This is a genomic window from Sphingomonas sp. VDB2, assembly GCF_047946695.1.
Taxonomy (GTDB): domain Bacteria; phylum Pseudomonadota; class Alphaproteobacteria; order Sphingomonadales; family Sphingomonadaceae; genus Sphingobium; species Sphingobium bisphenolicum.
Genome location: NZ_CP159615.1, coordinates 1,388,918 through 1,414,350, shown reverse-complemented (window position 1 = coordinate 1,414,350; position 25,433 = coordinate 1,388,918). Strand labels below are relative to the sequence as shown.

The 25,433-nt window shown below is 64.4% G+C and carries 25 protein-coding genes; 16 read left to right on the top strand and 9 right to left on the bottom strand.

The genetic code is table 11. From position 1 onward, the window contains the following. Positions 1-42: 42 nt before the first annotated feature. Genes ABT375_RS06965 through ABT375_RS06945 form a run of 5 tightly spaced genes read right to left on the bottom strand, consistent with a single transcriptional unit; the run spans position 43 to position 5,038 of the window. Positions 43-1,335: a pilus assembly protein CpaE gene (locus tag ABT375_RS06965; RefSeq protein ID WP_224547583.1), complete on the bottom strand. Its 1,293-nt coding sequence runs from the start codon at positions 1,333-1,335 to the stop codon at positions 43-45. A gap of 1 nt (position 1,336) precedes the next feature. Beyond that, the gene (locus ABT375_RS06960) at positions 1,337-1,999 is read right to left on the bottom strand and encodes a CpaD family pilus assembly protein (RefSeq protein WP_224547582.1); all 663 of its coding nucleotides are present in this window, start codon (positions 1,997-1,999) and stop codon (positions 1,337-1,339) included. Positions 2,000-2,016: 17 nt separating this feature from the next. Beyond that, positions 2,017-3,498: a type II and III secretion system protein family protein gene (locus ABT375_RS06955; RefSeq protein WP_261936549.1), complete on the bottom strand. Its 1,482-nt coding sequence runs from the start codon at positions 3,496-3,498 to the stop codon at positions 2,017-2,019. 1 nt (position 3,499) lies between these two features. Continuing rightward, positions 3,500-4,513 (bottom strand): Flp pilus assembly protein CpaB, encoded by a 1,014-nt coding sequence (cpaB, locus tag ABT375_RS06950; protein WP_261936550.1) that lies wholly within the window; start codon positions 4,511-4,513, stop codon positions 3,500-3,502. A 51-nt stretch (positions 4,514-4,564) separates the two neighbouring features. Further along, the gene (locus ABT375_RS06945; RefSeq protein WP_224547577.1) at positions 4,565-5,038 is read right to left on the bottom strand and encodes an A24 family peptidase; all 474 of its coding nucleotides are present in this window, start codon (positions 5,036-5,038) and stop codon (positions 4,565-4,567) included. Positions 5,039-5,080: 42 nt separating this feature from the next. Here ABT375_RS06945 and ABT375_RS06940 point away from each other — a divergent pair, with 42 nt between their 5' ends. From ABT375_RS06940 to ABT375_RS06930, 3 genes are read left to right on the top strand one after another with little or no spacing between them, the layout of a single operon-like run. After that, a complete protein-coding gene (locus tag ABT375_RS06940) occupies positions 5,081-6,043 on the top strand; it encodes an alpha/beta fold hydrolase (protein WP_416464571.1) in 963 nt (320 codons plus the stop codon). Next, entirely contained in the window at positions 6,040-7,143 is a 1,104-nt protein-coding gene (locus tag ABT375_RS06935) for an NAD(P)/FAD-dependent oxidoreductase (protein ID WP_416464570.1), read from the top strand. Before ABT375_RS06940 ends, ABT375_RS06935 begins: the two co-directional genes overlap by 4 nt. A gap of 36 nt (positions 7,144-7,179) precedes the next feature. After that, positions 7,180-7,356, top strand: coding sequence for a YegP family protein (locus ABT375_RS06930; RefSeq protein WP_224547574.1), 177 nt, complete (start codon positions 7,180-7,182; stop codon positions 7,354-7,356). A gap of 9 nt (positions 7,357-7,365) precedes the next feature. Here ABT375_RS06930 and ABT375_RS06925 read toward each other — a convergent pair whose 3' ends face one another. Then, positions 7,366-8,670, bottom strand: a complete 1,305-nt coding sequence (locus tag ABT375_RS06925; RefSeq protein ID WP_261936553.1) for a lipopolysaccharide biosynthesis protein — start codon at positions 8,668-8,670, stop codon at positions 7,366-7,368. 171 nt (positions 8,671-8,841) lie between these two features. Between ABT375_RS06925 and ABT375_RS06920 the strand changes: the two genes are divergently transcribed. Further along, a complete protein-coding gene (locus ABT375_RS06920) occupies positions 8,842-9,612 on the top strand; it encodes a sugar phosphate nucleotidyltransferase (RefSeq protein ID WP_416464569.1) in 771 nt (256 codons plus the stop codon). A gap of 12 nt (positions 9,613-9,624) precedes the next feature. Here ABT375_RS06920 and ABT375_RS06915 read toward each other — a convergent pair whose 3' ends face one another. Continuing rightward, positions 9,625-11,238 carry a bifunctional GNAT family N-acetyltransferase/carbon-nitrogen hydrolase family protein gene (locus ABT375_RS06915; RefSeq protein WP_224547571.1) on the bottom strand — a complete coding sequence of 538 codons (1,614 nt, stop codon included), beginning with the start codon at positions 11,236-11,238 and terminating at the stop codon, positions 9,625-9,627. Between the two features lie 159 nt (positions 11,239-11,397). Then, positions 11,398-12,618 (bottom strand): NADP-dependent isocitrate dehydrogenase, encoded by a 1,221-nt coding sequence (locus ABT375_RS06910; RefSeq protein ID WP_416464568.1) that lies wholly within the window; start codon positions 12,616-12,618, stop codon positions 11,398-11,400. A 160-nt stretch (positions 12,619-12,778) separates the two neighbouring features. On the opposite strand from ABT375_RS06910, the gene ABT375_RS06905 reads away from it, so the two are divergent. Both ABT375_RS06905 and ABT375_RS06900 read left to right on the top strand, forming a co-directional pair. Beyond that, on the top strand, positions 12,779-13,513 hold the full coding sequence (locus tag ABT375_RS06905) for a phosphatidylserine decarboxylase (RefSeq protein WP_416464567.1): 735 nt from the start codon (positions 12,779-12,781) through the stop codon (positions 13,511-13,513). A gap of 53 nt (positions 13,514-13,566) precedes the next feature. Next, positions 13,567-14,301 carry a CDP-alcohol phosphatidyltransferase family protein gene (locus tag ABT375_RS06900; protein ID WP_416464864.1) on the top strand — a complete coding sequence of 245 codons (735 nt, stop codon included), beginning with the start codon at positions 13,567-13,569 and terminating at the stop codon, positions 14,299-14,301. A gap of 115 nt (positions 14,302-14,416) precedes the next feature. On the opposite strand, the gene ABT375_RS06895 is transcribed toward ABT375_RS06900, so the two are convergent. Then, positions 14,417-14,644 (bottom strand): hypothetical protein, encoded by a 228-nt coding sequence (locus ABT375_RS06895; protein WP_416464566.1) that lies wholly within the window; start codon positions 14,642-14,644, stop codon positions 14,417-14,419. Between the two features lie 257 nt (positions 14,645-14,901). On the opposite strand from ABT375_RS06895, the gene rpsB reads away from it, so the two are divergent. The 10 genes from rpsB to ABT375_RS06845 all read left to right on the top strand — a co-directional run bounded on the left by rpsB (position 14,902) and on the right by ABT375_RS06845 (position 25,430). Then, the gene (rpsB, locus tag ABT375_RS06890; RefSeq protein WP_120250538.1) at positions 14,902-15,660 is read left to right on the top strand and encodes a 30S ribosomal protein S2; all 759 of its coding nucleotides are present in this window, start codon (positions 14,902-14,904) and stop codon (positions 15,658-15,660) included. A 96-nt stretch (positions 15,661-15,756) separates the two neighbouring features. Next, entirely contained in the window at positions 15,757-16,683 is a 927-nt protein-coding gene (gene tsf / locus ABT375_RS06885; protein WP_416464565.1) for a translation elongation factor Ts, read from the top strand. A 208-nt stretch (positions 16,684-16,891) separates the two neighbouring features. Further along, positions 16,892-17,617, top strand: a complete 726-nt coding sequence (gene pyrH, locus ABT375_RS06880; protein WP_224547564.1) for a UMP kinase — start codon at positions 16,892-16,894, stop codon at positions 17,615-17,617. 2 nt (positions 17,618-17,619) lie between these two features. After that, a complete protein-coding gene (gene frr / locus ABT375_RS06875; protein ID WP_224547561.1) occupies positions 17,620-18,177 on the top strand; it encodes a ribosome recycling factor in 558 nt (185 codons plus the stop codon). A gap of 43 nt (positions 18,178-18,220) precedes the next feature. Next, a complete protein-coding gene (gene uppS, locus ABT375_RS06870) occupies positions 18,221-18,961 on the top strand; it encodes a polyprenyl diphosphate synthase (RefSeq protein ID WP_261936557.1) in 741 nt (246 codons plus the stop codon). Positions 18,962-18,967: 6 nt separating this feature from the next. Next, on the top strand, positions 18,968-19,747 hold the full coding sequence (locus ABT375_RS06865) for a phosphatidate cytidylyltransferase (protein ID WP_261936558.1): 780 nt from the start codon (positions 18,968-18,970) through the stop codon (positions 19,745-19,747). Then, complete coding sequence (locus tag ABT375_RS06860) at positions 19,744-20,901, top strand: 1-deoxy-D-xylulose-5-phosphate reductoisomerase (protein ID WP_416464564.1); 1,158 nt, start codon at positions 19,744-19,746, stop codon at positions 20,899-20,901. The genes ABT375_RS06865 and ABT375_RS06860 overlap by 4 nt, the downstream gene beginning before the upstream one ends. Continuing rightward, positions 20,898-22,031, top strand: coding sequence for an RIP metalloprotease RseP (gene rseP / locus ABT375_RS06855; RefSeq protein WP_416464563.1), 1,134 nt, complete (start codon positions 20,898-20,900; stop codon positions 22,029-22,031). Before ABT375_RS06860 ends, rseP begins: the two co-directional genes overlap by 4 nt. Before the next feature lie 88 nt (positions 22,032-22,119). Further along, positions 22,120-24,771: an outer membrane protein assembly factor BamA gene (bamA, locus tag ABT375_RS06850; RefSeq protein ID WP_416464562.1), complete on the top strand. Its 2,652-nt coding sequence runs from the start codon at positions 22,120-22,122 to the stop codon at positions 24,769-24,771. Beyond that, positions 24,771-25,430, top strand: a complete 660-nt coding sequence (locus ABT375_RS06845; protein WP_224547551.1) for an OmpH family outer membrane protein — start codon at positions 24,771-24,773, stop codon at positions 25,428-25,430. The genes bamA and ABT375_RS06845 overlap by 1 nt, the downstream gene beginning before the upstream one ends. Positions 25,431-25,433 lie beyond the last annotated feature (3 nt).

Sequence of the window (25,433 nt, the reverse complement as noted above, 5' to 3'; positions counted from 1 at the left end):
TCTTGTAGGAAGCGACGCCGCCCCTGGGGGCGGCGTATGCGATCAATTGTCCAGCGCTGCCTTGTCCTTGCGGCGCGACGGCATCATCGATCGGAAGTCGCCGATCTTGCCGAGCAGGGAATCGCCCTTCTTGCGCGCGCCTTTGGCCACGCCAGCCTCGTCATCGGACTCGGCGGCGCCCAGCACTTCGTCCAGCAAGCTGGCGCAGGCCGCACCGACCTTGCTGCCCTTGGCAGTCTCGGCCAGCGTCTTGCCCAGTTTCGCCGCCTGCGACGCGATGCGCAGGTCGAACGGCACGATCACGTCCACCTTGCGTTCGATCGACTGTTCGAAATCCTTGCGGCTGATCTCAGGCGCGCCGGGATGGACCCGGTTGGCGACTACCAGCACGCGCGTCTGCGGCGCGTTGGTCTTCAGCCAGGACAGGATGCGAATGGTGTCGCGCGCCGCCGCCAGCGTCAGTTCCGTCACGACCAGCGTCACGTTGACGTCGGCCATCAGGTGCGGATGCTGGATCAGCATGTTGCGCGGCAGGTCCATGACGCTGCATTCGAAGGCGAGGCGGAATTCCTCCAGCAACTGGTAGAAGGCGCCGCCATCGGTCATCATCGGCTGGCTGATCGGCGCTTCGGCCGACAGGATCGCCAGCGTGTCGCTCGCCCGCACCATGGCGCGTTCGATGAACAGGCCGTCGATGCGGCTTGGGTTTTCGATCGCGTCGGTCAGGCCGCGGCCCGGCTCCAGGTCCATGGCCAGCGCATTGGTGCCGAAATGAACGTCGAGGTCGAGCAGCGCGGTCGGGCGCTTCTTCTTTTCCGACAGCATCCAGGCGAGCGAGGTTGCGATGCTGGACGCTCCCACGCCGCCGCGGGTGCCGATCACGGCCATGGTGGCGTGCGGGCGTTCCGGCGCGGCGTCGCGCGGCGCCATGAACACGGCCTGCGCCTGCGCCAGCGCGTCGCGGAGCTGGTCTGCGCCGAAGGGCTTGAGCAGATAGTCCTGAATCCCGCTGGCGACGAGGTCGCGATAGAGGCGCACATCGTTCACCTGTCCCGCGGCGATCACCACCGTGCCGGGTTCGCAGACTTCCGCCAGGCTGTTGATGTCGTTCAGCGGATCCCCGCTTTCGGACATGTCGACGAACAGGATCTGCGGCGATGCGGTGATCGACAGGCTCTGGACCGCGTTGCGCATGCCGCCCTTGTTCACCTTTTCCGGCGCCCAGCCCAATTCGGCCGCGACGGCGCGCAGCATGTCGAAACTATGGTCGTCGCAAACGAAGGCGTGGAACGGGTCGCGCTGCCCACCGCTGCCGGGTTTCCAGGGTGCGTTCATCTTATTGCCCTCCCGCAGTCATTTGCTTGAGGTCGCCCGCACCGGTCGGGGCCTTGTCGCGATAGGTGGAAATGGCGCGGTTCGACGTTGCCGTGCGCAGGTCGCTGTCGGTGCCCTGGCCGCGGACCAGATCTTCCGGATTGGCGACCATGGCGGCGAGGTTGCTGTTGACGCCGCAGCCGAAATTGGAGCTGGTGCCGAGATTGGGATCGGTTTCCTGCTTGCCGCTCCAGTCGGGACAACCCGGCACGCTGGCGGTGGCGCGACGTACGATCAGGCGGACGCTGCCCGCCGGCGCGGCGCCGGCGACGGCCGAGCTGTCTTCGGCGACCAGCAAGCCGTGTCGGGCGACGATATCAGCGACGCCATCGCGCATGGTCGGGCTGAAATAGGCGCCGTCGGTGACGATGGCCACCTGGTCACCATAGCCGAGGCCGATCGAGCCGAACCAGTCATTGAGGCGATGGGCTTCATAGGCGGTCAGGCCGCCATCCGACCCGGCCTGCACGTCGAACGTGTAGGCGGCGTAGCTGACGACCGGCTGATGGATCGATTCCACGCTGCGGTTGGGCGTGTCGGTGACGCATCCGGCGAGCGGCAGGGCCAGCATGGCCAATGCGCTCAGCGCTTTCATGGACAGACGGGTCTGGAGAGGGGAGGTCATATTATGTCGTCCTTCCGTCAGAAGCTGAAGCCAGGGGCCACGGTGCCGGGCTTGCCCGGCTTTGTGGCGACCGGGGGCAGGGCGGCTGCGGCTTGCGGGCCGGGTGTCGGCACCGGCGAACCGGGCGCGCGGGTCGGCATATGGCCGCGCGCGCCGCTGACGCCGTCATTACCCTGTTGCAGGAGCAGGCCCTGTCCTTCGTTGGCGGTGCGGAAGCCGTCCGTAGGCATGTGCACGTCGGACGCATTCATCGGCTTCACCAGATAAGGCGTGACGACGATGACCAGTTCGGTTTCCGAACGTTGGAAGGAGCGCGACTTGAACAGGCTGCCCAAGATCGGCAATTCGCCCAATACCGGCACCTTGTTGATGGCATTGCCGGTTTCGTTGTTAAGCAGGCCAGCGATCATGAAAGCCTGGCCTGAACCCAGTTCCACCGTTGTTTCGGCGGTGCGGCTCTTCAGCGCGGGGACATTGGCGTTGATCGAAAAGTCCAGGCTCGACACGGTCGGGCGGACGCGCAACGAAATGCGGCCGTCGGCCAGCACGGTCGGCGTGAAGGCCAACTGCACGCCATATTGCTTGAATTCGATGCTGTTGCCCTGCGTGCCGTTGCTGACGGTATAGGGATATTCGCCACCGGCCAGGAAGCTGGCGGTTTCGCCCGACAGGGCGGTCAGATTGGGCTGGGCCAATGTGGTCGACAAGCCACTCGATTCCGCAAGATCGAGCACGCCGGCGACATCCATGCCCAGCAGGCGAGCGACGCCGCCGATGCTGTAGGAGCCATCCGCCGGCTGGGTAAAGTCCCAAAATCCTTCGTCACGGTTGTACGTCGCGAAAGCGCGATTGCCTCCGCCGACGACGCCAAAGGACCGACCGGTATCGACACTGTTGAAATTGGTCCCGATCTTGTGGCCCAGATCCTTGCTGACCTCTGAAATCTTGACCTGCAGCATCACCTGCAATGGGGTCGCCATGCGCAGGCGGCTCACCACGGTCACTTCCTTGCCGACGAAGGCCTGCGTTAGCCGTTCGGCCTCCGCTGCATCCTCCGGTGCCTGGATCGTGCCGGTCAGGAGGACCATGCCGTTCATCTTGTTGACCGCGATGTTCGCGCCGGGCATCGCCAGGCCGAGCATGTCGTCGATGCTGGTCAGGTTGTTGCCGACGCGGACCGTTCCCGAAAACAGCACCTTGCCGTTGGGCGCGGTGGCGAAGACCGTGGTTTCGCCCGCCTTTTTCGCGATCAGGTAAAGCTGGTTCTGCGAGCGGACATGGACATCGACGATATTGGGATCGGCGATCACCACATCCGACATCTTGGCCGACAGGTTGACCACCCGGCTGCCGCCGACCGACATCAGGATCGCATTGTCCTGGCTGCTGGAAGGGGCGGCGTTGAGGGCAGTGGTGGGCGCGGCGATCGTGGCGACCGCAAGGCCCAGGGCGATTGCCGGAGCGGCAAGCCGCGGAGCGCGTTTGTGCAAGCTCTTCATCTCACTTCCCCCCGACCGGAACTTCGGTCACGTTGACGCCACGGGCCACGCGGATGACCGGACCCTTGAAGGCGACGGTTCCCATCGGCGCGCCGTTGGCGGCCACCATCGGCGGCATGGATGCTTCGGCCTTGGCCGGAACCGAGCTGCGCTGGTAGCGCGACACGTCGGCGCCCGTCGAATAGGTGGAGCCGCGATCGACCGGGCGCGAGGCGAGCTTCGCGATGATCGACTTTTCGGCGTTCGGATTGGCGCCGTCGGGCAGATCGACGTCGGTGCCGGCGATGGCGGCATCAAGGTCCGACGCCGTGTCCGCGATCGAGCGGAGCGACATGGACAGCGACCCGATGGTCTGCGAAACCGCGATCTTCTCGGCGATCTTGGGCGTCACTTCGATGGTGACGTTGGAATAGGTGCGCACCTCCGGCTTGCCGTCGGCGCCCATCGCATCCATGCGCTGGTCGGTGGCGAGCACGCGCAGGTTGCGCAGGATGGTTTCGGAAACCTTGAGGGGATCGCCGTCGCCGCCGCCCGAGACGCTCTGCGTCAGGACAAGGTCGATGCGGTCGCCGGGGAAGACGAAGCCTGCGACCGAGCTTTGCGCCGATACAGGCACCGTCACGGCGCGCATGCCGGGGCCAAGCGCCGCAGCGAGGAAGCCGCGATCGCCGGGCTTGACGATGCCGCCCTGCGTCAGCGGCTGGCCGGCCGTGATGGCGGAGCGCACGACGCTTCCGGCCAGCTTGGCGGGATCGGCCTGACCCTTGAGATAATAGGCCTGTTCGATGAGATCTTTCGGCCAGGGTTGAAAACGGAAGCTTTCCGCATCCAAAATGGTGCCCACGGGGAGAGCCTTGGTCGCCACCAGCACATGGGGCTGGTCGGCTTCATTCGGCATCGCCGCAGCGTTCACCTGTGGTGCGCTCGACGAACTCAACATGCTGCGCGCAAGCAAGGCTGTAGTGACCGCTATGATAAGCGCCCCCACCAGCAGCACGATCTTCTTAGCATCCATGACGAAATTCGCCTCCCTCAAATGGGTGCACTGCCCCCAGTGCCCCACTCATCACGCAAAATGGTTAAGATATCGTTCGCCAAGCAGCCACAAGGCTGCGATCGAGATGGCGACTCCGTAAGGTATTTCAGGCTGTCCCAGCCTTTTGGTCATCCGGTGGTGGATGACCGTGACGATCGTGACGAGGCCGCCCAGCATCGCCATCAGGACGATGAGCGACAGCACGGCCTGCCAGGGGAACCACAGCGCCAGCGCGCCGAGCAGCTTGACGTCGCCGCCACCCATCATGCCGGCTGCGAACAGCGCGGCGAAGAGAATGAAGACGATTGCGCCGACCAGCAGTTGCACGGCGATGCCGGGCCAGAGGTCGAGGCCGCTGGCCAGCCACCACAGCGGCGCCAGTGCCGCGACCGCCAGGTTCAGGCGGTTGGAAATGATGCGGGATCGCAAATCCGTGATCGCCGCCGCAATCAGCAGCGCGCCCAGGGCGCCTATCAGCGCCAATCGGAAAATTTCCCCGTTCATGGGGCTTATTCCCTAGACCATATGGCTTACCAAAGCGTAACCATGGGGCCGATGGATTCACCCGATTTCCCGACTGCCGCTTTCGACCGGCGCGCCTGGCCGATGGGCGGGCGGCTGGACTATTGGACGGCGCCCGATGGCTGGCCGATCCGGCGCTACCGGCTGGGGTCCGGCGCGCGCGGGCGGATGCTGGTACTGGGCGGTCGCGGCGACATGATCGAGAAATATCTGGAGGTCATCCACCATTGGGCGGCGCGCGGCTGGGCCGTGACCAGCTTCGATTGGCGCGGCCAGGGCGGATCGGGGCGGCGGACGGACGATCCGTTGTGCGGTCACATCGGCGATTTTGCGGAATGGATCGCGGATTTGAACGCCCTGGCCGCCGAGTGGCGGGCGGAGGGCGAAGGGCCGACTGCGATGGTGGCGCATAGCATGGGCGGCCATATGCTGTTGCGCGCGCTCGCCGAAGGGATGCCGTCGCCCGATGCGGCCGCGGTGGTCGCGCCCATGCTGGGCGTCCATAGCGCGCCGCTGCCGCGCTGGCTGGCGGTGGCGATCGCCCGGCTGATGGTAAGTTCCGGTCGGGGCGAACGCGCCGCCTGGACGCAGAAGGAACAGTCGGAGCGGCAGCGGCGGATGCGGCAGAAGCGACTGACCCACGATCCCGATCGCTATGCCGACGAAATCTGGTGGCGCGATCATAGCCGGGACATCGCGCTGGGACCGCCGAGCTGGAATTGGGTGTTGCAGGCGCTGGAATCGACGAAGGTGCTGGCGGAGGGCGACGCCATTGCTGGCATCTCCACGCCCCTGCTGATTCTCGCGACAAAGGCGGACCAGCTTGTGTCCACGCCCGCCATCCTCAACGTCGCGGGCCGGATTGCGGGCGCGCGGTTGCATGTCTATGGCCGGGAGGCGGCGCACGAGATATTGCGCGAGCTGGATCCGGTGCGGCTCGATGCGTTGCACCGGATCGACGCTTTCCTGGACGAGGTTGCCTGTTGAATCATCCCGACATCGTCATCATCGGCGGCGGCATCGCCGGGGCGAGCCTGGGCGCCCATCTGGCGGCCGACGCCAGCGTGCTAATCCTGGAAATGGAAGATCGGGCGGGCTATCACGCCACTGGGCGTTCGGTCGCCTTCTGGGAGGAAACCTATGGCGGGACGGTGGTGCAACCGCTGACCACCGCGTCGGGACCGTTCCTCGCTGCACCGGACCCTGATTTTCATGACGGCGCGTTCCTGTCGCCGCGGCAGACGCTCCATATAGGCCGGGCAGGGGACGAAGCGCGGTGCGATGCGCTGCTCGCCCGGTTCACCGGCAAGGTCGATCTGCAACGCGTCGATCCGGCCGCAATGGTGCCGGGGCTGCGGCCCGGGTGGACGCTGGGCGTGTTGGAGGCGAGCTGCCAGGACATCGACGTGGCGGCGCTTCATGCCGCCTATCTCCGCCAGTTCCGGCGATCGGGCGGCGACGTCCGCCTCTCCACCCGGCTTGTGGCTGGCCAAGCCAATGCCGATGGCTGGCGGATCGAGACGAGCGCGGGTGCGATCCAGTGCGGTCTGCTGGTTGACGCAGCGGGCGCCTGGGCGGATGATGTCGCGGTCGCCTGTGGCGTCGCCCCGATCGGTATCCGGCCATTGCGGCGGACCGTGGCGCAACTGCGCGTACCCACGATGCCCTCCGCCGACCTGCCGCTGGTCATGGACCTGTCCGAACGCTTCTATTTCAAGCCGGAAGGGCAGGGGCGGTTGTGGTTGACCCCGCATGATGAGGAATGGTCGCCGCCCTGTGACGCCGCACCGGAGGAGCTGGCGGTGGCGCAGGCGATCGCACGCTTCGAGGAAGCGGTCGACTGGCCGATCGCGGCGGTCGAGCGGAAATGGGCGGGATTGCGCAGTTTTGCACCCGATCGCGCGCCCGTCTATGGCTTCGATCCCGATGTTCCCGGCTTCTTCTGGTTTGCCGGGCAGGGCGGCTTCGGCATCCAGACCGCGCCCGCTGCGGCGCTGCTGGCGAGCGCGCTGGTGCGTGGCGAAACGCCGCCGGCGGTTCTTGCCAGTCTCGATTCGTGCGCCTATTCTCCGGTCCGGTTTCGCTGACGAAACGAGTCCAGCGGCCCAGTCTGGAGATAAGTCATGGCGCATAAGTTCGTGATCGAGAAGAACAAGGCCGGTGAGTTCGTCGCCAAGTTCAAATATAATAGCGAAGTGATCTTCTGGACCGAAGGCTATGCCAGCAAGGCCGGCGCGAAGAATGCGATCGAATCGGTGTTGAAGAACGGCCCCGGCGCACCGGTCGAAGAAGCCGAATGATCGACACGGTCAGCCGCGCATGGCGCGACGGCTGGCCAGTCCCATCATCGCAAAACCGGCAAGCGCGGCGAGGACATTGGCAATCGCCGCGCCTCGGGTGCCATAGAGTGGCAGCAGCGCCGACTGCAGGCCCAGCAACAGCAAGGTCGAGACGAAGGTGATGCGCAGCGACAGGCCCGCCCGGTCGGTCGCCATCAGCAGCGGGCGATAGCTGACTCCCACCAGGTCGATGCAGGCCGCGATACCCAGCAGCAGCAGCAGCGGATAGGCGGGCAGGAAATCCTTGCCCGCGATCAGGCCCAGCAGGGGATGGCCGATCGTCACGATCAGGCCGATGATTACCGCGCCTGCTACCAGCGCCAGCCGGTTTGTCCGGCGAAAAAGGGCACTCAAGGCGTCTTTCCCGTGCGTGCTGGTGCGCGCCAGTTCGACGAAGATGCTGCGCGACAACAGGCTGCTGATCTTGGTCAGCGAATTGGCGAGCTGGTTGGCGAGGCGATAGAGGCCCGCGCCCGCCGGGCCGACGAAGCCACCGACGATCAGCACCGCCACCTGCTGGCCGATCGAGGACAGGCTGGTCTGCAAGTTGGTGGCGGTCAGGAAGCCGACGATGCCGGGATTTTCCGCCCGTGCATCCAGCGCCCGGCCCGCACGCCAGCTGCCGATCCGTCCGTGTCCGACCTTCAGCGCGAGTTGCCAGTAGCTCAGGGCGCAGAGCAGTTCGGCAAAGGCCCAGGCGATCAGGAATCCGCTGATGTCAGGCATGACCGCCAGCGCCACGCCGGCGCCGATCATCCGTCCGACGGGGATCATGGTTTCGGCAAAGGCGGCCGAATCGAAGCGGTCGAACAGGCGCAGCACCCCGGTCGGGCTGGAGCGGATGGTGATCATCATCACCATGCAGAAGGCCCAGACCTGCCAACCCATATCCGGTCCGATGCCCAGCAGGTCGCCGAACAGCAGGATGATGGCCGCGGCGATCAGTCCGCCCGCGACCGCCGAGGCGAGGTCGATCAGGATGCAGAAGCGCAGCACGCGGTTCAGGGCGTCGCCATTTTCTTCCGCCAGGTGCGGCTGGCCATAGCGCACCACGATCTGCCAGCTGTCGAAGCTGACTAGCGTCTTGATGACGTTGGCGGCGCTCAGCACCAGCGCGAAACGGCCGAAATCGGCCACGCCCAGCGTGCGGGTGACGATGGCGAGATAGGCGAGGCTGAGTACTGCGCCCACGCCCTTGCCGCCCAGCAGCCAGCCGGTATTGGCCAGGATGCGGGCGAAACCGTCCCCCGCCGCGCCCGATCCGCGCTTGAACATCGTGACTCCGTCTAGCCAAAAAACCGTTCGTCCTGAACCTGCCGAAAGAAGGCGGCTTCGACAGGTTCAGCCCGAACGGGCGTGGTGCTATTGCAGCGGCCTTTAGGCGAGCGACCGAACTAGTGCAAACGCCGCCTTTTTTTCGGCCAAATTGGCTTCTAAAGCGCGCCCATGACGATCACCAAAGCCATCATCCTGTCCGCCGGCCAGGGTTCGCGCCTTCTGCCGTTGACCCGCGACGTGCCCAAATGCATGATCGAGTTCAACGGCCGCACCCTCATCAGCTGGCAGATCGCGGCGCTGGTCGCCAATGGCGTGACCGACATCGTCGTCGTCACCGGCTTCCGCACCGAACGGGTCGAAGATCATGCGCTGCAACTCTATCGCGAGACGGGCGCGCGCATCCGCTGCGTGTTCAATCCCTTCTTCCAGGTCGCCGACAATCTCGGCACCTGCTGGATCGTGCGGGAGGAAATGGACCGCGACTTCATCATCCTCAACGGCGACACCATCATATCGGACGAGATCGTCGCCAAGCTAATCGCAGGCGCGCGGGACGCCATCACCGTTACCGTCGATGTGAAGGCCGACGGCGACTATGACGATGACGACATGAAGGTGAACCGCGATGAGACCGGACGCCTGCACCATATCGGCAAGCGGTTGCTGCCACCCGACACCAATGCCGAATCGATAGGGATGCTGGCCTTTACCGGTGAAGGTCCGGCGATCTTCCGCAACCAGATCGACCAGATGATGCGTACGCCCGAAGGCGTCGAACGCTGGTATCTGCGCGCCATCGACATCATCGCAAAGGGCAACCGCGTCGGCACCGCCTCGATCGAGGGGCTGGAGTGGCAGGAGGTCGATTTCCATCAGGATGTCGACGCCGCCAGGGCGTTGACGGCCAAGTGGGTCGCCGAGGATCGCTACGGACGATAGGCGGCGCGTTTTTTAGCCGCCGCCCGGCGAATTATGTCCGCCCGCTGGCACAGGTCCGCCGCTGGGTGCATGGCTGTGGTCGGGGTTGCTGTCCCATTCGATATGATAGAGGTCGAAGCGGCGGTCGCGCAGATTACGTACGGTGCCTTCGGCCCGCGCCCAGCTGAGGTCGGCGAGGTTGACGTCCGCCATCGTCAGCGTTTCGACATTCTCGGTTGATTCCGCGGCGATGCCGTCACGCGCGAAGGGCAGGTCGCAGGGGGTCAGGATTGCGCTCTGGGCGTACTGAATGTCCATGTTGTCGACGTTCGGCAGGTTGCCGACATTGCCGGACATGACGACATAGCATTGATTCTCGATCGCTCTCGCCTGCGCGCAATAACGCACGCGCATATAGCCCAGGCGCGAGTCGGTGCAGAAGGGGACGAAGATGATGCGGGCACCCTGATCGACCAGGCGGCGGGCGAGTTCGGGAAATTCGCTGTCGTAGCAGATCAGCACGCCGATCGGGCCGCAGTCGGTCTGGATCACGTCGAGGGAGTCGCCGCCCTTGATGTTCCACCAAAAGGCTTCGTTGGGGGTCGGGTGGATCTTTTCCTGGGTATGGACGGAACCGTCGCGCAGCGCGACATAGGCGATATTCTGGATGTCGCCATCGTCGGCACGGGTCGGGTGGGAGCCGCCGATGATGTTGATATTATATTCCAGCGCCATCCGCGTCAGTTCCTTGGTCAGGCGCGGCGTGTAGCCGGTGAGCTTGTCGATCGCCTCCATGGGATTGAGCTTCTTGGTTTCGAACGACAACAGCGGCAGGGTGAAAAGTTCGGGGAAGATGATGAAGTCAGACCGGTAATCGGCGGCGACATCGACGAAATATTCGATGTTGCGGATGAATTCGTCGAAATCCTGCACGGCGCGGGCCTGAAGCTGGCAGGTGGCGAGGCGAACGCTTTCGACGCCGCGCGGCACGCGCATTTCGGGCGCTTCGTCGGGGTCCACATAGGGGTTGCGCCAGACCAGATGGGCGGCATGGCCGTCCGACTGCTTGTCTTCGGGCAGATAGTTTTCGAGGACGCCCAGTGGTTCGAACTGGTTCTTGAGCTGGAAGCTGACGACCTGATCGCGAATCTTGCCCTGGACGACCTTGTCCAGATAGTCCTTGGGCCCTTCCACCTTGCGCTTGGTGCGCAGATAGCCTGGCATCCGGCCTGCGATCACGATGCCGTGCAGGTCGAGCTGTTCGGCCAGTTCCTTGCGTTCGTCATAGAGGCGCTGGCCGATGCGCAGGCCGCGCAATTTGGGATCGACCGCCATTTCATAGCCATAAAGCCATTCGCCCGCGGCGCTGTGGCGGGTGCCGAAGCCGTTGGCGGTGATCTCCTCCCAGTCATGATGGGCAAAGGCCATGCCCTTGCTGACCCGCATCGTCGCGCAATAGCCCACGACCTTGGCGTCGTAGAGGGCGACGAAACAGCCGTCGGGGAAATTGTTGATCTGGCCGCGGACGGTGGCGGGGGAATAGTTGGGCATGCCGGGATAGACGCGGGCGATCAGCCGCAGGATCGCGCGCACGTCGGTCGGGACGGCCGTGCGGACCTCCAGGCGTTTGCGGGTGGCTGTCGTCATCGGGTCGTCTCCTGCTATTTTACCCGGAATAGATCACAACCGCTATGTGGTTGGCTTCCGGCCCGGCGGCTGGATATGGAAAAGGCGACGCCGGGTGTCCGGCGCCGCCTCGTTCCGTTTCCGTACTGAAAGCCTGAGAGGCTTAACAGTTCCCGTCTTTTAGGCCCAGGTGGCCATTTCCTTCTCCAGGTTGACGCGGATCTGTTCGAAGAACTGTTCCGTGGTCATCCAGGCCTGATCCGGGCCGATCAGCAGCGCCAGATCCTTGGTCATCGCGCCGTCCTCGACGGTCTTGATACAGACGCGCTCCAGGGTTTCGGCGAATTTGGTGACGTCTGGGGTGTCGTCGAACTTGCCGCGGAAGGCCAAGCCCTGCGTCCAGGCGAAGATCGAGGCGATCGGGTTGGTCGAGGTCGCCTTGCCCTGCTGATGCTGGCGATAGTGGCGGGTGACGGTGCCGTGCGCCGCTTCCGCCTCGATCGTCTTGCCGTCGGGCGACATCAGGACCGAGGTCATGAGGCCGAGCGAACCGAAGCCCTGCGCAACGGTGTCCGACTGGACGTCGCCGTCATAATTTTTGCAGGCCCAGACGAACTTGCCGCTCCACTTGAGCGCCGAGGCGACCATGTCGTCGATCAGGCGATGTTCGTACACGATGCCGGCCGCCTTGAACTTGTCGGCGAATTCGGCGTCGAACACTTCCTGGAACAGATCCTTGAAGCGGCCGTCATAGGCCTTGAGGATGGTGTTCTTGGTCGACAGGTAAAGCGGCCATCCACGGTCGAGCGCGTAGTTCATGCTCGCCTTGGCGAAATCGCGGATCGACTGGTCGAGATTATACATGCCCATGGCGACGCCGGCCGAGGGGAAGTCGAACACTTCCTTGTCGATCTTCTGGCCATCTTCGCCATCCCATACCAAGCGCAGCTTGCCGGGGCCGGGGACCAGGAAGTCGGTCGCCTTATACTGGTCACCAAAGGCATGACGGCCTACGACGATCGGGTCGGTCCAGCCGGGGACCAGGCGGGGCACGTTCTTGATGACGATCGGTTCGCGGAAAACGACGCCGCCCAGGATGTTGCGGATGGTGCCGTTGGGCGACTTCCACATCGACTTGAGGTTGAATTCCTCGACGCGCTGTTCGTCGGGGGTGATGGTGGCGCACTTCACGCCGACGCCATATTCCTTGATCGCGTTCGCGGAATCGATCGTGATCTGGTCGTTGGTTTCATCGCGCTTCTGGACGGACAGGTCGTAATATTTCAGGTCGATGTCGAGATAGGGGAGGATCAGGCGCTCGCGGATCCATTCCCAGATGATCCGGGTCATTTCGTCGCCGTCAATTTCAACGACGGGGTTTTTCACCTTGATCTTGGCCATAGCGCCTGTTTGCCTTCTTGCTGCTGGGTGGAATATGGGGACGCCCTAGGCAAAGCGGCGGCAATGTTCAACCGTGGAAGGGCAGGAATCTGCCGCGCATGGAGCCAGCGGCGGGATCGGTCGTTGTCACGGCATTAGTCTCTCCCTAAAGACGGTGGCCATGAACAATGAAGAGATCCCGATTGCCGCGGGCGGCAATGTCAAATGGCGCTTTCCTTCGGTCCATCCGGAGGGAATGAAATTCGGCTTGATCGCGGTTGCGATCACCGGCGTCCTGTTCCTGCTGGGATGGGAAATCGTGGGTTGGCTGATGGTGCTGGTGACGATCTGGGTCTTCGCCTTCTTCCGCGATCCGGTGCGCGCGGTGCCACAGGATGAAGGCGCGATTATCGCCCCCGCCGACGGCCTGGTGACTCTCATCCAGCGCGTGCCGCCGCCGCGCGAGATGGCCGGCGTGAACGGTTTGGGCGACCAGCCGATGATCCGCGTATCGATCTTCATGAGCGTGTTCGATGTGCATATCAATCGCACGCCGATCGGCGGAACGATCAAGTCGGTCGTCTATATTTCAGGCAAGTTCCTGAACGCGGACCTGGACAAGGCGAGCGAGGATAATGAGCGCCAGCATATACTGGTCGAGCGGCATGACGGTGTGCGCATCGGCTTCACCCAGATTGCGGGCTTGGTGGCGCGCCGGATCGTGCCGTTCGTCAAGCCCGGCGACATGGTCGCGGCCGGGCAGCGCATCGGCCTGATCCGCTTCGGCAGCCGGGTCGACGTGTATCTGCCCGCAGGGACCGCGCCGCGCGTGATCCTGGGCCAGCGCACGGTCGCAGGCGAGACGATCCTGGGCCAGATGGGCGACGCGCGGGTTATTGCGGGTATCCAGCAGTGAGTCGCCAGCGGCGCGCCGTGCCGCGCGGGTTGCGCCGGGGCATCACGCTGCGGATGCTGGCGCCCAATGCGGTCACGGCGATGGCTTTGTGTTTCGGCCTGACCGGCGTGCGTTATGGCATTTCAGGCGAGTGGGAGCGGGCGGTGCTGTCCATCCTGTTCGCGGGCGTGCTGGACGGGCTGGACGGGCGGATCGCCCGCTTGCTCCGCGGCGAGAGCCGGTTCGGGGCGGAGCTGGATTCGCTGTCGGATTCGATCGCGTTTGGCGTCGCGCCCGCGCTGATCCTCTATCTCTGGTCGCTTTACGCGATGCCGAAATTCGGCTGGATTTTTGCGCTGGCCCATGCGCTGTCCTGCGCGCTGCGGCTGGCGCGGTTCAATGCGGCGATCGATGCTGACGAGCAGCCGCACAAATCGGCGGGCTTCCTGACCGGCGTGCCGGCACCGGCGGGGGCGGGGCTGGCCTTCGTGCCGCTCTATCTGTGGCTGGTGACGGGCGAGGATATTTTCCGCGCCTGGTATGTGGTGGCGCCCTGGGCAGCCTTTGTCGCGTTCCTGATGATCTCCAACATCGCGACCTATAGTTGGTCGGCGCTGCGGCTGCGCAAGCGCATCCGGCTGGAGGTCATCGCCTTCGCCGGATTGCTGGCGGCGCTTTTGGTGACCGATCCCTGGCTGACCTTGCTGCTGATCTGCGGCGTCTATGTCGCGCTGATCCCGTTCGGGATTATGTCCTACGCCAAGGTCAGGCGGCAGCGGGAGAGTGCGGCGGCGGCTGCGACGATTTAAGGCGGCTGAGATTTGGAATAGGTTCCAGCTTAGCGCGCCTTGGGGCCGTTCGAAGACGTAAGGGCTTGGACAGGCTCAGTCCGAACGGATTCAAGTAAGAATCTTGTTTCGCCGTTCAGGCGGCGAGCGCGCTGCCGATCAGGGCCGGGGCTGCGCGGCGTACGGGCTGCGCGGCGCGGGGGCGACGGATGCGCAGATGATAGACCGGCGGATTATGAGGGATGGGCTCGAACTGGAGCGCGGCCACCATCTTGTCATGATAATGGGCGAACATCCAGACGATGGTGCCCATGGCTAGAAGGAAGGCGGCGGAGAACAGGGTCGCTGCAACTAGAGTGAACATCGTCGATCACTTTCCATCTTGCCATTTGCACGGCAGGCCTCATTATGACGGTGTAAACAGGCGTTAACCGTATTTGTTCCGTCTGTTCCCTTTATGTTCCATTTTTGGAACGTCGTCAACCCTTGCAATTGCTTTTTTCCGCGTCTAAAGGCGCGACCATTCCACATGGGAATCGACATATCCGGTGCCGGAGACGCCTTTGAGGCTGTTTTTCGCGTTCCTGATTCCCAGAGGTCAAACCGGAAGGAGACACTATTATGGCGGCACCTGTCGTCACCATGCACCAATTGATCGAGGCTGGCGCCCATTTCGGCCACCAGACCCACCGTTGGAACCCGCGCATGAAGCCGTACATCTTCGGCGAGCGCAACGGCATCCACATCCTTGACCTGTCGCAGACCGTGCCCCTGTTCGGCCGCGCGCTCGACTTCGTGTCGGGCACCGTCGCCGCCGGCGGCAAGGTGCTGTTCGTCGGCACCAAGCGCCAGGCGCAGGACCCCATCGCGGACGCCGCCCGCAAGTCGGGCCAGCATTTCGTCAACCATCGCTGGCTGGGCGGCATGCTCACCAACTGGAAGACCATTTCGGGTTCGATCAAGCGCCTGAAGACCCTCGAAGAGAAGCTGTCGGGTGACACCCACGGCTTCACCAAGAAGGAAGTGCTCCAGATGACCCGCGAACGCGAGAAGCTGGAATTGTCGCTCGGCGGTATTCGCGACATGAACGGCATCCCCGATGTCATGTTCGTGATCGACGCGAACAAGGAAGAGCTGGCGATCAAGGAAGCCAACACGCTGGGTATTCCGGTCGTTGCGATCCTCGATTCGAACGTGTCGCCCGACGGCATCGCTTTCCCGGTTCCGGCCAACGATGACGCCAGCCGCGCCATCCGCCTCTACTGCGATGCGATCGCCGCCGCCGCCACCAAGGGCAACCGTGGTGCGCAGCAGGCGTCGGGCGTCGATCTGGGCGCGCTGGACGAGCCGGCCGCCGAAGAGATCGTTGCCGAAGCCTAAGAGCGTCGCACGACTGCAAGAATGACAGGCTAGGGCGCGCTCTTCGGAGACGCGCCCTCCTGCATATTTTGAAACATCCCTATTAGGAGCCGAAACATGGCCGAGATTACCGCTGCCGCCGTCAAGGAACTGCGCGACCGTTCGGGCGCGGGCATGATGGATTGCAAGAAGGCGCTCACCGAAGCCGGTGGCGACATCGAAGCGGCAACCGACTGGCTGCGCGCCAAGGGCCTGGCCGCCGCGCAGAAGAAGTCGAGCCGCACCGCCGCCGAAGGCCTGGTCGGCGTCGCCGTCGCCGGCACCAAGGGCGTCGCCGTCGAAGTGAACAGCGAAACCGACTTCGTGGCCAAGAACGATCAGTTCCAGGACTTCGTCCGCACCGTTTCGGCGATCGCGCTGGACAATGGCGCGGCCGATGCCGACACGCTGACCGCAGCGGCCTATCCGTCGGGCGGCACCGTTGCTGAAAAGCTGGTCGCCAACATCGCCACCATCGGCGAGAACCAGAATGTCCGCCGCGTCGCACAGGTCGAAGTGTCGCAGGGCGTCGTCGTGCCTTACGTCCACAACGCCGCGGCGCCGGGCCTGGGCAAGATCGGCGTGCTGGTCGCGCTGGAAGGCGACGCGCCCGCCGACGTGCTGGAGCCGCTGGGCAAGCAGTTGGCCATGCACATCGCGGCCGCTTTCCCGCTGGCCCTGTCGGCCGCCGACATCGACCCGGCGCTGCTGGAGCGTGAACGCGCCATCGCCGCCGAAAAGGCCGCCGAATTGGGCAAGCCCGCCGAGATCGTCGCCAAGATGGTCGACGGTGCGGTCGCCAAGTTCGCCAAGGAACAGGCCCTGCTGTCGCAGCTGTTCGTGATGGACAACAAGACCCCGGTCGCCGACGTCGTCGCCAAGGCGGCGAAGGATGCCGGCAAGTCGATCACGCTGAAGAGCTATGTCCGCTTCCAGCTGGGCGAAGGCATCGAGAAGGAAGTCAGCGACTTCGCGGCGGAAGTCGCGGCCGCCGCCGGCGTCTGATCACAAGCCAAGCATTATCGAATGACGGAAGGGGAGTGGCCGCAGGGCCGCTCCCCTTTTGCTTGCGCCGCGCACGTGCGACATCCATTCTGCACATATTCTCTATCGGGCAAGCGGCATTCCGGCAACAATCGCCCTTCACATCGCGGCTTTGCGCCCCTAATGTCCGGCCGCTTTCCCTGCCAATGATCAAGGATTCTTGCCCCGCATGACCCGGCCTGCCTACAAGCGTATCCTGTTGAAATTGTCCGGCGAAGTGCTGATGGGGCAGGGGCAGTTCGGTATCGAGCCCGAAACCGTGGCCCGTGTCGCCGGCGAAATCGCTGCGGCCAAGGATGCCGGTTTCGAGATCTGCGTCGTCGTGGGCGGCGGCAACATCTTCCGCGGCCTGGCTGGGGCTGCGGCGGGGTTCGACCGGGCGAGCGCCGACTATATGGGGATGCTGGCCACCGTCATGAACGCGCTGGCGGTGCAGAACGGGCTGGAGAAGCTGGGATACGACACCCGCGTCCAATCGGCGATCCCGATGGCGTCGGTGTGCGAGCCCTATATCAGGCGCAAGGCCGAGCGGCATATGGAGAAGGGCCGGATCGTCATCTTCGCCGCCGGCACCGGCAGCCCCTATTTCACCACCGACACCACCGCAGCGCTGCGCGCGGCCGAGATGAACTGCGATGCGCTGTTCAAGGGGACCAGTGTCGATGGCGTCTACAACGCCGATCCCAAGAAGGTCGCCGATGCGGTCCGTTACGACAGCATCAGTTTCGACCAGGTGCTGAACGATAATCTCAAGGTGATGGACGCCAGCGCCATCGCCCTGTGCCGCGAAAACAACATTCCCATCGTCGTGTTCAACATCCGCGAAACCGGTAATCTGGCCACCGTGCTGGCCGGGCAGGGTGTCGCGACGATCGTCCAGAATCAGGAGAGCTAATCATGGCCCAATATGACAAGTCCGACCTTGAACGCCGCATGGCCGGCGCGATCGAAGCGCTGCGCGGCGACCTGACCGGCCTGCGCACCGGGCGCGCCAACGTCCAGTTGCTCGATCCGGTGATGGTCACCGTCTATGGCGCGAACATGCCGCTGAACCAGGTCGCGACCGTGTCCGCGCCGGAACCGCGCATGTTGTCGGTGCAGGTATGGGACAAGATGAATGTCGGCCCGTGCGACAAGGCGATTCGCTCGGCGGGTCTGGGCCTCAACCCCATCGTTGACGGGCAGACGCTGCGCCTGCCGATCCCCGACCTGACCGAGGAACGGCGCAAGGAACTGGCCAAGCTCGCCAGCAAATATGCCGAAGGCGCGCGCATCGCGGTGCGCAATGTCCGCCGCGACGGCATGGATAGCCTGAAGGCGGACGAGAAGAAGGGCGAAATCAGCGAGGACGAGCGCAAGCGCAAGGAGACCGAGGTCCAGAAACTGACCGACGGCGTCATCGCGGATATCGACGCGCTGGCGACGTCGAAGGAAAAGGAAATCCTCGGCCAGTAAGCCGGGGCTTTCCTTTCGCGGCCAAAGCACGCATGTCTTCCTGATGGCCACACAAGCCAAGCCCGATCTGACCAGCGTCGCGCCTGCCCATGGCGCGCGTCATGTCGCGATTATCATGGACGGCAATGGCCGCTGGGCCAAGAAACGGCTGCTGCCGCGTGTCGCGGGGCATCGGGCGGGCGTGGAGGCGGTGCGCCGGGTGGCGCGGGCGGCGCAGGAACTGGGGCTGGAATGCCTGACGCTCTACGCCTTTTCGTCCGAAAACTGGAAGCGGCCGGCGAGCGAAGTCGCGGACCTGATGGGGCTGCTGCGACATTTCATCCAGTCCGACATCGATGAAATGCACGCCAATGGCGTGCGATTGCGGGTGATCGGCAATTATCGCGCGCTGGAGCCGTCGCTGGTCGACCTGATCGAGGGGGCGATGGTGCGCACGGCGGGCAATGGCGGGCCGATCATCGCGATCGCGCTCAATTATGGCGCGCAGGACGAGATGGTGCAGGCGGTGCAGGCGCTGGCGGCGCGGGCAGCCCGTGGCGACATCGCACCGCACGACATCGGTGCGGCGGATATCGATCGCGCGCTCTACACCGCCGACCTGCCGCCGCTGGACCTGTTAGTGCGCACGTCGGGCGAACAGCGGTTGAGCAATTTCATGCTGTGGCAGGCGGCCTATGCCGAGCTGTATTTCACCGACATGCTGTGGCCCGATTTCGACGGCCGGGCATTGGCCGCGGCGCTGGACGCTTTCCGATTGAGGGACCGCCGGTTCGGCGGATTGTGATCTGACATGAGTAGCGAATTGCGGACCCGCAGTATCGTGGGCGTCGCGCTGATCGCGGTGGCGCTGGGCGCGCTGCTGGCGGGCGGCCTCATCTTCTGGACGCTGCTGGTGGTGGCGGGCGTGCTGATGCAGGGCGAATGGGGCAACCTGACCGGGGCGACCCAGGAGCAGCGAAAGGCCGCGATGTTCGCCGTATCGATCCCGCTGGCGCTGTTATGCCCGCTCGCGGCGGGAATCGACTGGCCGGTGCTGATCGCCGGGGCGGCCGCCTTCTTCTTCGTGCTGTTCACCAGTCGCAGCCTGAAGCTGGCGCTGGGCATCGTCTATATCTGTCTGCCGATCGTGGCTTTGCTGTTCCTGCGCGGGCAGGTGCCCTATGCGTTCGGGCTGCTGCTGGCTTTCTGGACGTTGGGGCTGGTGTGGGCGACCGATATCGGCGCCTATTTCGCCGGCCGGTCGATCGGCGGGCCGAAGCTGGCGCCGCGGGTCAGCCCGTCCAAGACCTGGGCGGGGCTGGCAGGGGGCGTGCTGGCCGCGCTGGTGCTGGGCTTCCTGCTGCATCGCTTTGCCGATCTGCCGATCCAGCTGGCGGCGGCGAGCGGCGTGCTGGCGGTGGCGGCGCAGTTGGGCGACTTGCTGGAAAGCCATATGAAGCGCCGGGCGGGGGTGAAGGATAGCGGCACGCTGCTGCCCGGCCATGGCGGGGTGATGGACCGGCTGGACGGGGTGGCGACCGCTGCGCCGCTGGCGGCCTTGCTCTATATCCTGCTGGGGCAGGGCGGATGAAGCGGGTTTCGATCTTTGGCGCGACCGGGTCGGTCGGTCTGTCGACGCTGGACCTGATCCGGCGGGAGCCGGATGCCTATGCGGTCGTGGCGCTGACCGCGAACAGCGATGTGGACAGTTTGGCGGCCTTGGCGCGCGAGACGGGCGCGCAGATGGCGGTGATCGGGCAAGAGCGGCTTTACGGCGCTTTGAAGGATGCGCTGGCCGGGTCCGGCATAGAAGCGGCGGCGGGCGAGGCAGCGCTGGTCGAGGCGGCGCAGGCGGACGCGGACTGGACCATGGCGGCGATCGTGGGCTGCGCCGGGCTGCGGCCTACCATGGCGGCGCTGAAGGCCGGGCGGACGGTGGCGCTGGCGAACAAGGAATCGCTGGTGTCCGCGGGCGGGCTGATGATGGAGGCCGCGGCGGCGTCCGGGGCCACCTTGCTGCCGGTCGACAGCGAGCATAATGCTATTTTCCAGTGCCTTGCCGGCAGCAGTTTGGACGATGTGGCAAGGATCACCCTGACCGCGAGCGGCGGGCCGTTCCGTACCCGCAGCCGGGCGGAGATGGCCGATATCACCCCGGCGCAGGCGGTGGCGCATCCCAACTGGTCGATGGGCGCCAAGATCAGCGTCGACAGCGCGACGATGATGAACAAAGGGCTGGAACTGATCGAGGCGGCGCATCTTTTTCCCGTCGGCCTCGACCGGATCGAGATTCTCGTCCACCCGCAATCGGTGATTTACTCGATGGTCGAATATCGCGACCGGTCGACGCTGGCGCAGCTTGGATCGCCCGACATGCGCATTCCGATCGCCCACGCGCTGGCGTGGCCGCAGCGGATCGCGACGCCGTGTCAGCCGCTGGACCTGGCGCGCATTGGCAGGCTCGATTTCGAAGCGCCTGATATGGAACGCTTTCCGGCATTGCGCTTGGCGCGGGCGGCGGCAGAGGTGGGCGGGGCGACGCCGGCCATATTGAACGCCGCCAATGAGGTGGCGGTCGCCGCTTTCCTGGCGGGGCGGATCGGCTTCCTTGATATCGCCATGATTGTAGAGGATGTGTTGAACCGTTATAGCGCGGCCAGCCCCTCTGCGATCGACGATGTGCTGGCGGCGGACGGACAGGCGCGTGAAGAAGCGGGCCTAGTGATGGAAAGATTGACGGCTTGATCCACAATCCCGGTTTCCTGTTGACCGTGCTGGCCTTCGTGGCGGTCATCGGACCGCTCGTCTTCGTTCACGAGCTGGGCCATTATCTGGTCGGGCGCTGGTGCGGGGTGAGGGCGGAGGCGTTCTCGATCGGCTTCGGGCCGGAGCTGTTCGCCTGGGTCGACAAGCGCGGCACCCGCTGGCGCGTCGCGGCGTTGCCATTGGGCGGCTATGTCCGCTTCAAGGTCGACATGAACGCGGCGAGCATGACCGATCCGGCCTGGCTGGAAATGTCGGCCAAGGACCGGGCGGAAAGCTTCCCCGCCAAGCCGCTGTGGCAGCGGGCGGCGATCGTCGCGGCCGGGCCGGCGATCAATTTCCTGTTCGCAATCCTCATTCTGGCGACCTTCGCCTTCGTCCATGGGGAAAGCCGCACGCCGGCGGTGGCGGGCGTCGTCCAGCCGGGCAGCGCGGCGGCGGCGGCGGGCCTGAAGGCCGGCGACCGGATCGTGTCGCTGGGCGGGCGCGAGATGGCGACCTTCGACGATATCCGCCTCTATGCGCAGATTCGCCCCGGCGAGCCGGTGGCGATGGTGATCGAGCGCGACGGCAAGACCTTCGCGCGCGACGGCAAGATCGGCAGCGTCACAGAGGATGACGGTTTCGGCAACAAGTTTCAGATCGGCCGTTTGGGTCTGGCGCCCGGCGATCCGGTGATCGAGCCGGTAAGTCTGCTGCGCGCGCCCGTCGTCGCGGTCGAGCGCACCGGACAGATCGTGCGCACGATGGTCGAGACGATGGGCCAGATCTTCACTGGCGGCCGTTCGGTTAAGGAACTGGGCGGGCCATTGAAGATCGCGCAGGTTTCCGGGCAAGCGGCGACGCTGGGCATCGAAAGCTTCATCTTCTTCGCCGCGCTCATCTCGATTAACTTGGGGTTCATCAACCTCTTGCCAATTCCCATGCTGGATGGCGGGCATCTGCTCTTTTACGGGATCGAGGCGGTGCAGCGGCGCCCGGTCAGCGCGCAGGCGCAGGAATGGGCCTATCGGTCCGGTCTGGCGGTGCTGATGGCGATGATGCTGCTGGTGACTTTCAACGATTTGTCGTCTTTCGGGCTTTGGAAGAGCCTGTCCGGCTTGATCGGTTGACGCGCATCGGGCAGGGAAGCCCGGTTTGGCGTCGTCTGTGTCGGCGGAAACATTGTATCGGAATTTTGAGGTGAAGCGGGTGACAGCGATGAAGAGCAGCTTGAGGCAGCGCCCGGTCGTGGCCGCCCTGTTGGCGACGACCATGATCGCAGGACTGCCCGCAGTCCCCGCGATGGCGCAGCAGGCGTCCGCGCCCGCCGCCCCGCTGGCGGCGCCGGCATCCACCCTGGCCCCGGTCGTGGCCGCGCCGCAGGGCACGATCCGCGCGATCACCGTCACCGGCACGCAGCGGCTGGAGCCGGACACGGTCCTGTCCTACACCAAGCTTCGCATCGGCCAGCCCTACAGCCAGGAAAGCCTGGATCAGGGCCTGCGCGACCTGTACGAGACGGAGCTGTTCGCCGACGTCCAGATCCGCAACGACAATGGCAATCTCACCGTCGAGGTGAAGGAAAACCCGGTCATCAACCGTATCGTCCTGGAAGGTAATAAGCGCCTCAAGGAAGACAAGATCCGGCCGGAAATCAAACTGGCCCCGCGCCAGATTTACACCCGGTCCAAGGTGCGTGCCGACGTCGCCCGCATCGTCGAGCTGTATCGCCGGCAGGGCCGCTTCGCTGCGACGATCGAGCCGAAAATGGTCCAACTGGACCAGAATCGCGTCGACATCGTGTTCGAGATTTCGGAAGGGCCCAAGTCCAAGGTCCGCCAGATCAACATTATCGGCAACGACAAGTTCAAGGACGGCGAACTGCGCAGCCAGATGGTGACCAAGCAGTCGCGCTGGTTCCGCCTGTTTTCGTCGGGCACCAGCTATGATCCCGATCGCCTGGCTTATGACCAGCAGAAGCTGCGCCAATTCTACCTGACCGAAGGCTATGCCGATTTCCGCGTGATTTCCGCCGTGGCGGAACTGACGCCGGACAAGCAGGACTTCATCATCACCTATGTGGTGGAAGAAGGCGACCGCTACAAATTCGGCGACGTGAAGGTCGAATCCGACATTCGCGACCTGTCGGGCGACCTGCTGACCAAGCGCCTGCCGATGAAGAAGGGTGACTGGTACAACGCCAAGCAGGTCGAGGATACGGTCGATACGCTGAGCGAGACGGCCGGCCTGTTCGGCTATGCCTTTGCGGACGTGTCGCCCGATTTCAACCGCGAGAAGGAATCGCTGACGATGGGGATCAACTTCCGCATCGCCAACGCCCCGCGCGTCTATGTCGAGCGGGTCGACATCAACGGCAATACGCTGACGCAGGACAAGGTCGTGCGCCGCGAGTTCCGTTTGGCCGAAGGCGACGCCTTCAACAGCTTCCTGGTGAAGCGGTCGAAGGACCGGATCAATTCGCTTGGCTTCTTCCAGGAGAAGCTGGACGTCGAGCAGAAGCCCGGTTCCGCGCCCGACCGCATCATCCTGGAAACCAATGTGCAGGAAAAATCGACCGGCGAATTGTCGCTGTCGGCGGGTTTCTCGTCGCTGGAACGCTTCATCGTGTCGGCGTCGATCACCCAGCGCAACTTCCGCGGCAAGGGCCAGGAACTGCGCACCTCGGTCAATTATTCGGCCTATAGCAAGTCGGTCGAGGTCGGGTTCACCGAACCCTATTTCATGGACAAGAATATCGCGCTGGGCGGCGACATCTATCGTCGTGACCTCAACAGCTTCCGCTATCTGTCCAACAATGATCGTGACACCACCTACGAACAGACGACCACCGGCTTCCAGATCCGGGCGGGCGTGCCGATCACCGAATATATGTCGCTGGCGCTGCGCTACAGCCTCAATTTCGACGATGTGACGCTCGACAAGGCCACCTATTATACGGATGGACAGTGCGACCCGCTGCTGGCGGGGCGCTATCTGTGCGACGCGATCGGTAAGCGCACGACCTCGTCCATCGGCTATTCGCTGATCTACGACACCCGCGATAACCGCATCCGCGCGACCCGCGGCCAGAATATCACGCTGAGCCAGGATTTCGCCGGTCTGGGTGGCGACGTGAAATATGTCCGCACCCGCCTCTCCGCGTCCAAATATGTGCCGCTCGGCGGCGGCTTCATCTTCTCGCTGAGCGGCGAGGGCGGCTATATCCACAGTCTGGAAGGAACGCGGCGGGATGCAACCGGCCAGGAAGTGGACAAGATCCGCCTGACCGACCGCTTCTTCCTGGGCGAACCGCAGTTCCGCGGTTTCGACATTCGCGGCGTGGGCCCGCGGGTGAAGCGCTATTATCTGCAGGCGCAGACCGTGGACGGCACGACCACCTATGTCCGCAGCGACGGCAACAACAATGTCTCGGACGATGCGCTGGGTGGCAAAATCTACTATCTCGCTCGTGCGGAAGTCGAAATTCCGTTGGGCTCCGGCGCGCGCGAAATGGGGCTGCGGCCGTCCGTCTTCATGGACGTCGGCGCCGTCGCCGGGTTGAAGAATCCGGGAACCATCGATTTCGCCGGTTATTGCACGGTGACCACAGGTACGACCTCGACATCGGTGCGCGCGCCTTCGGTGGGCAATTGCAGCACGCCGCCGGCTGGATCGACCGCCGTCTACAGCGGTGGCGCATTTGAAGAAGAATATCTCGGCGACACGCTCAAGCCGCGTCTGTCGGTGGGCTTTGGCGTCAACTGGAACTCGCCCTTCGGCCCGTTCCGGATCGACATCGCCAAGGCCCTGTTGAAAGAACCAGGGGACGACAACAAGCTCATTACCTTCAACGTAGGGACTCAATTCTGATGAAGACGATTTTCAAGGCCGCGGCGCTCGTTTTCGCGCCCATGACCGCCATTGCGCTGACTGCCGTTCCGGCCGTCGCCCAGACCAAGCAGGGTCTGGCCGTGGTCGACCTGGAGGAAGCCGTCGCCAAGAGCGCGGCCTTCACTACGGCGATCAGCCAGATGCAGACCACCTACAAGCCGCAGATCGACGCGCTGAACGTGCGCCGCACCGCGATCGAAACCGATCTCAAGACCAAGGGCGACGCGCTGCAGGCTGCTTTGAAGGCCGCCGGCAACAAGCCGACCCCGGCGATCGAGACCCAGTATCAGCAATATCAGCAGGCGCAGCAGAACGGCCAGGCCGAATTGCAGCGCATGGGCCAGCCGATCGGCCTGGCGCGCGCCTATGTCGAGGAACAGATCGTCGCCAAGCTGGACGACGCGCTGAAGGCCGCGACGGCGAAGACCAAGTCGGAAATCGTGTTCAAGAAGGCGGCGACCGAAAGCTTCGGCGCTGGCGCGGACATCACCCCGGCGGTCATCACCGAGCTGAACGCGCTGGTCCCCAGCGCATCGATCACCCCGCCGGCCGGCTGGCAGCCCGGTGGCCGTCAGGGTCAGCCGGCAGCCGCCGCGCCCGCCCCGGCGACCCCGGCGCAGGCGCCCAAGTCGCGCTGATAG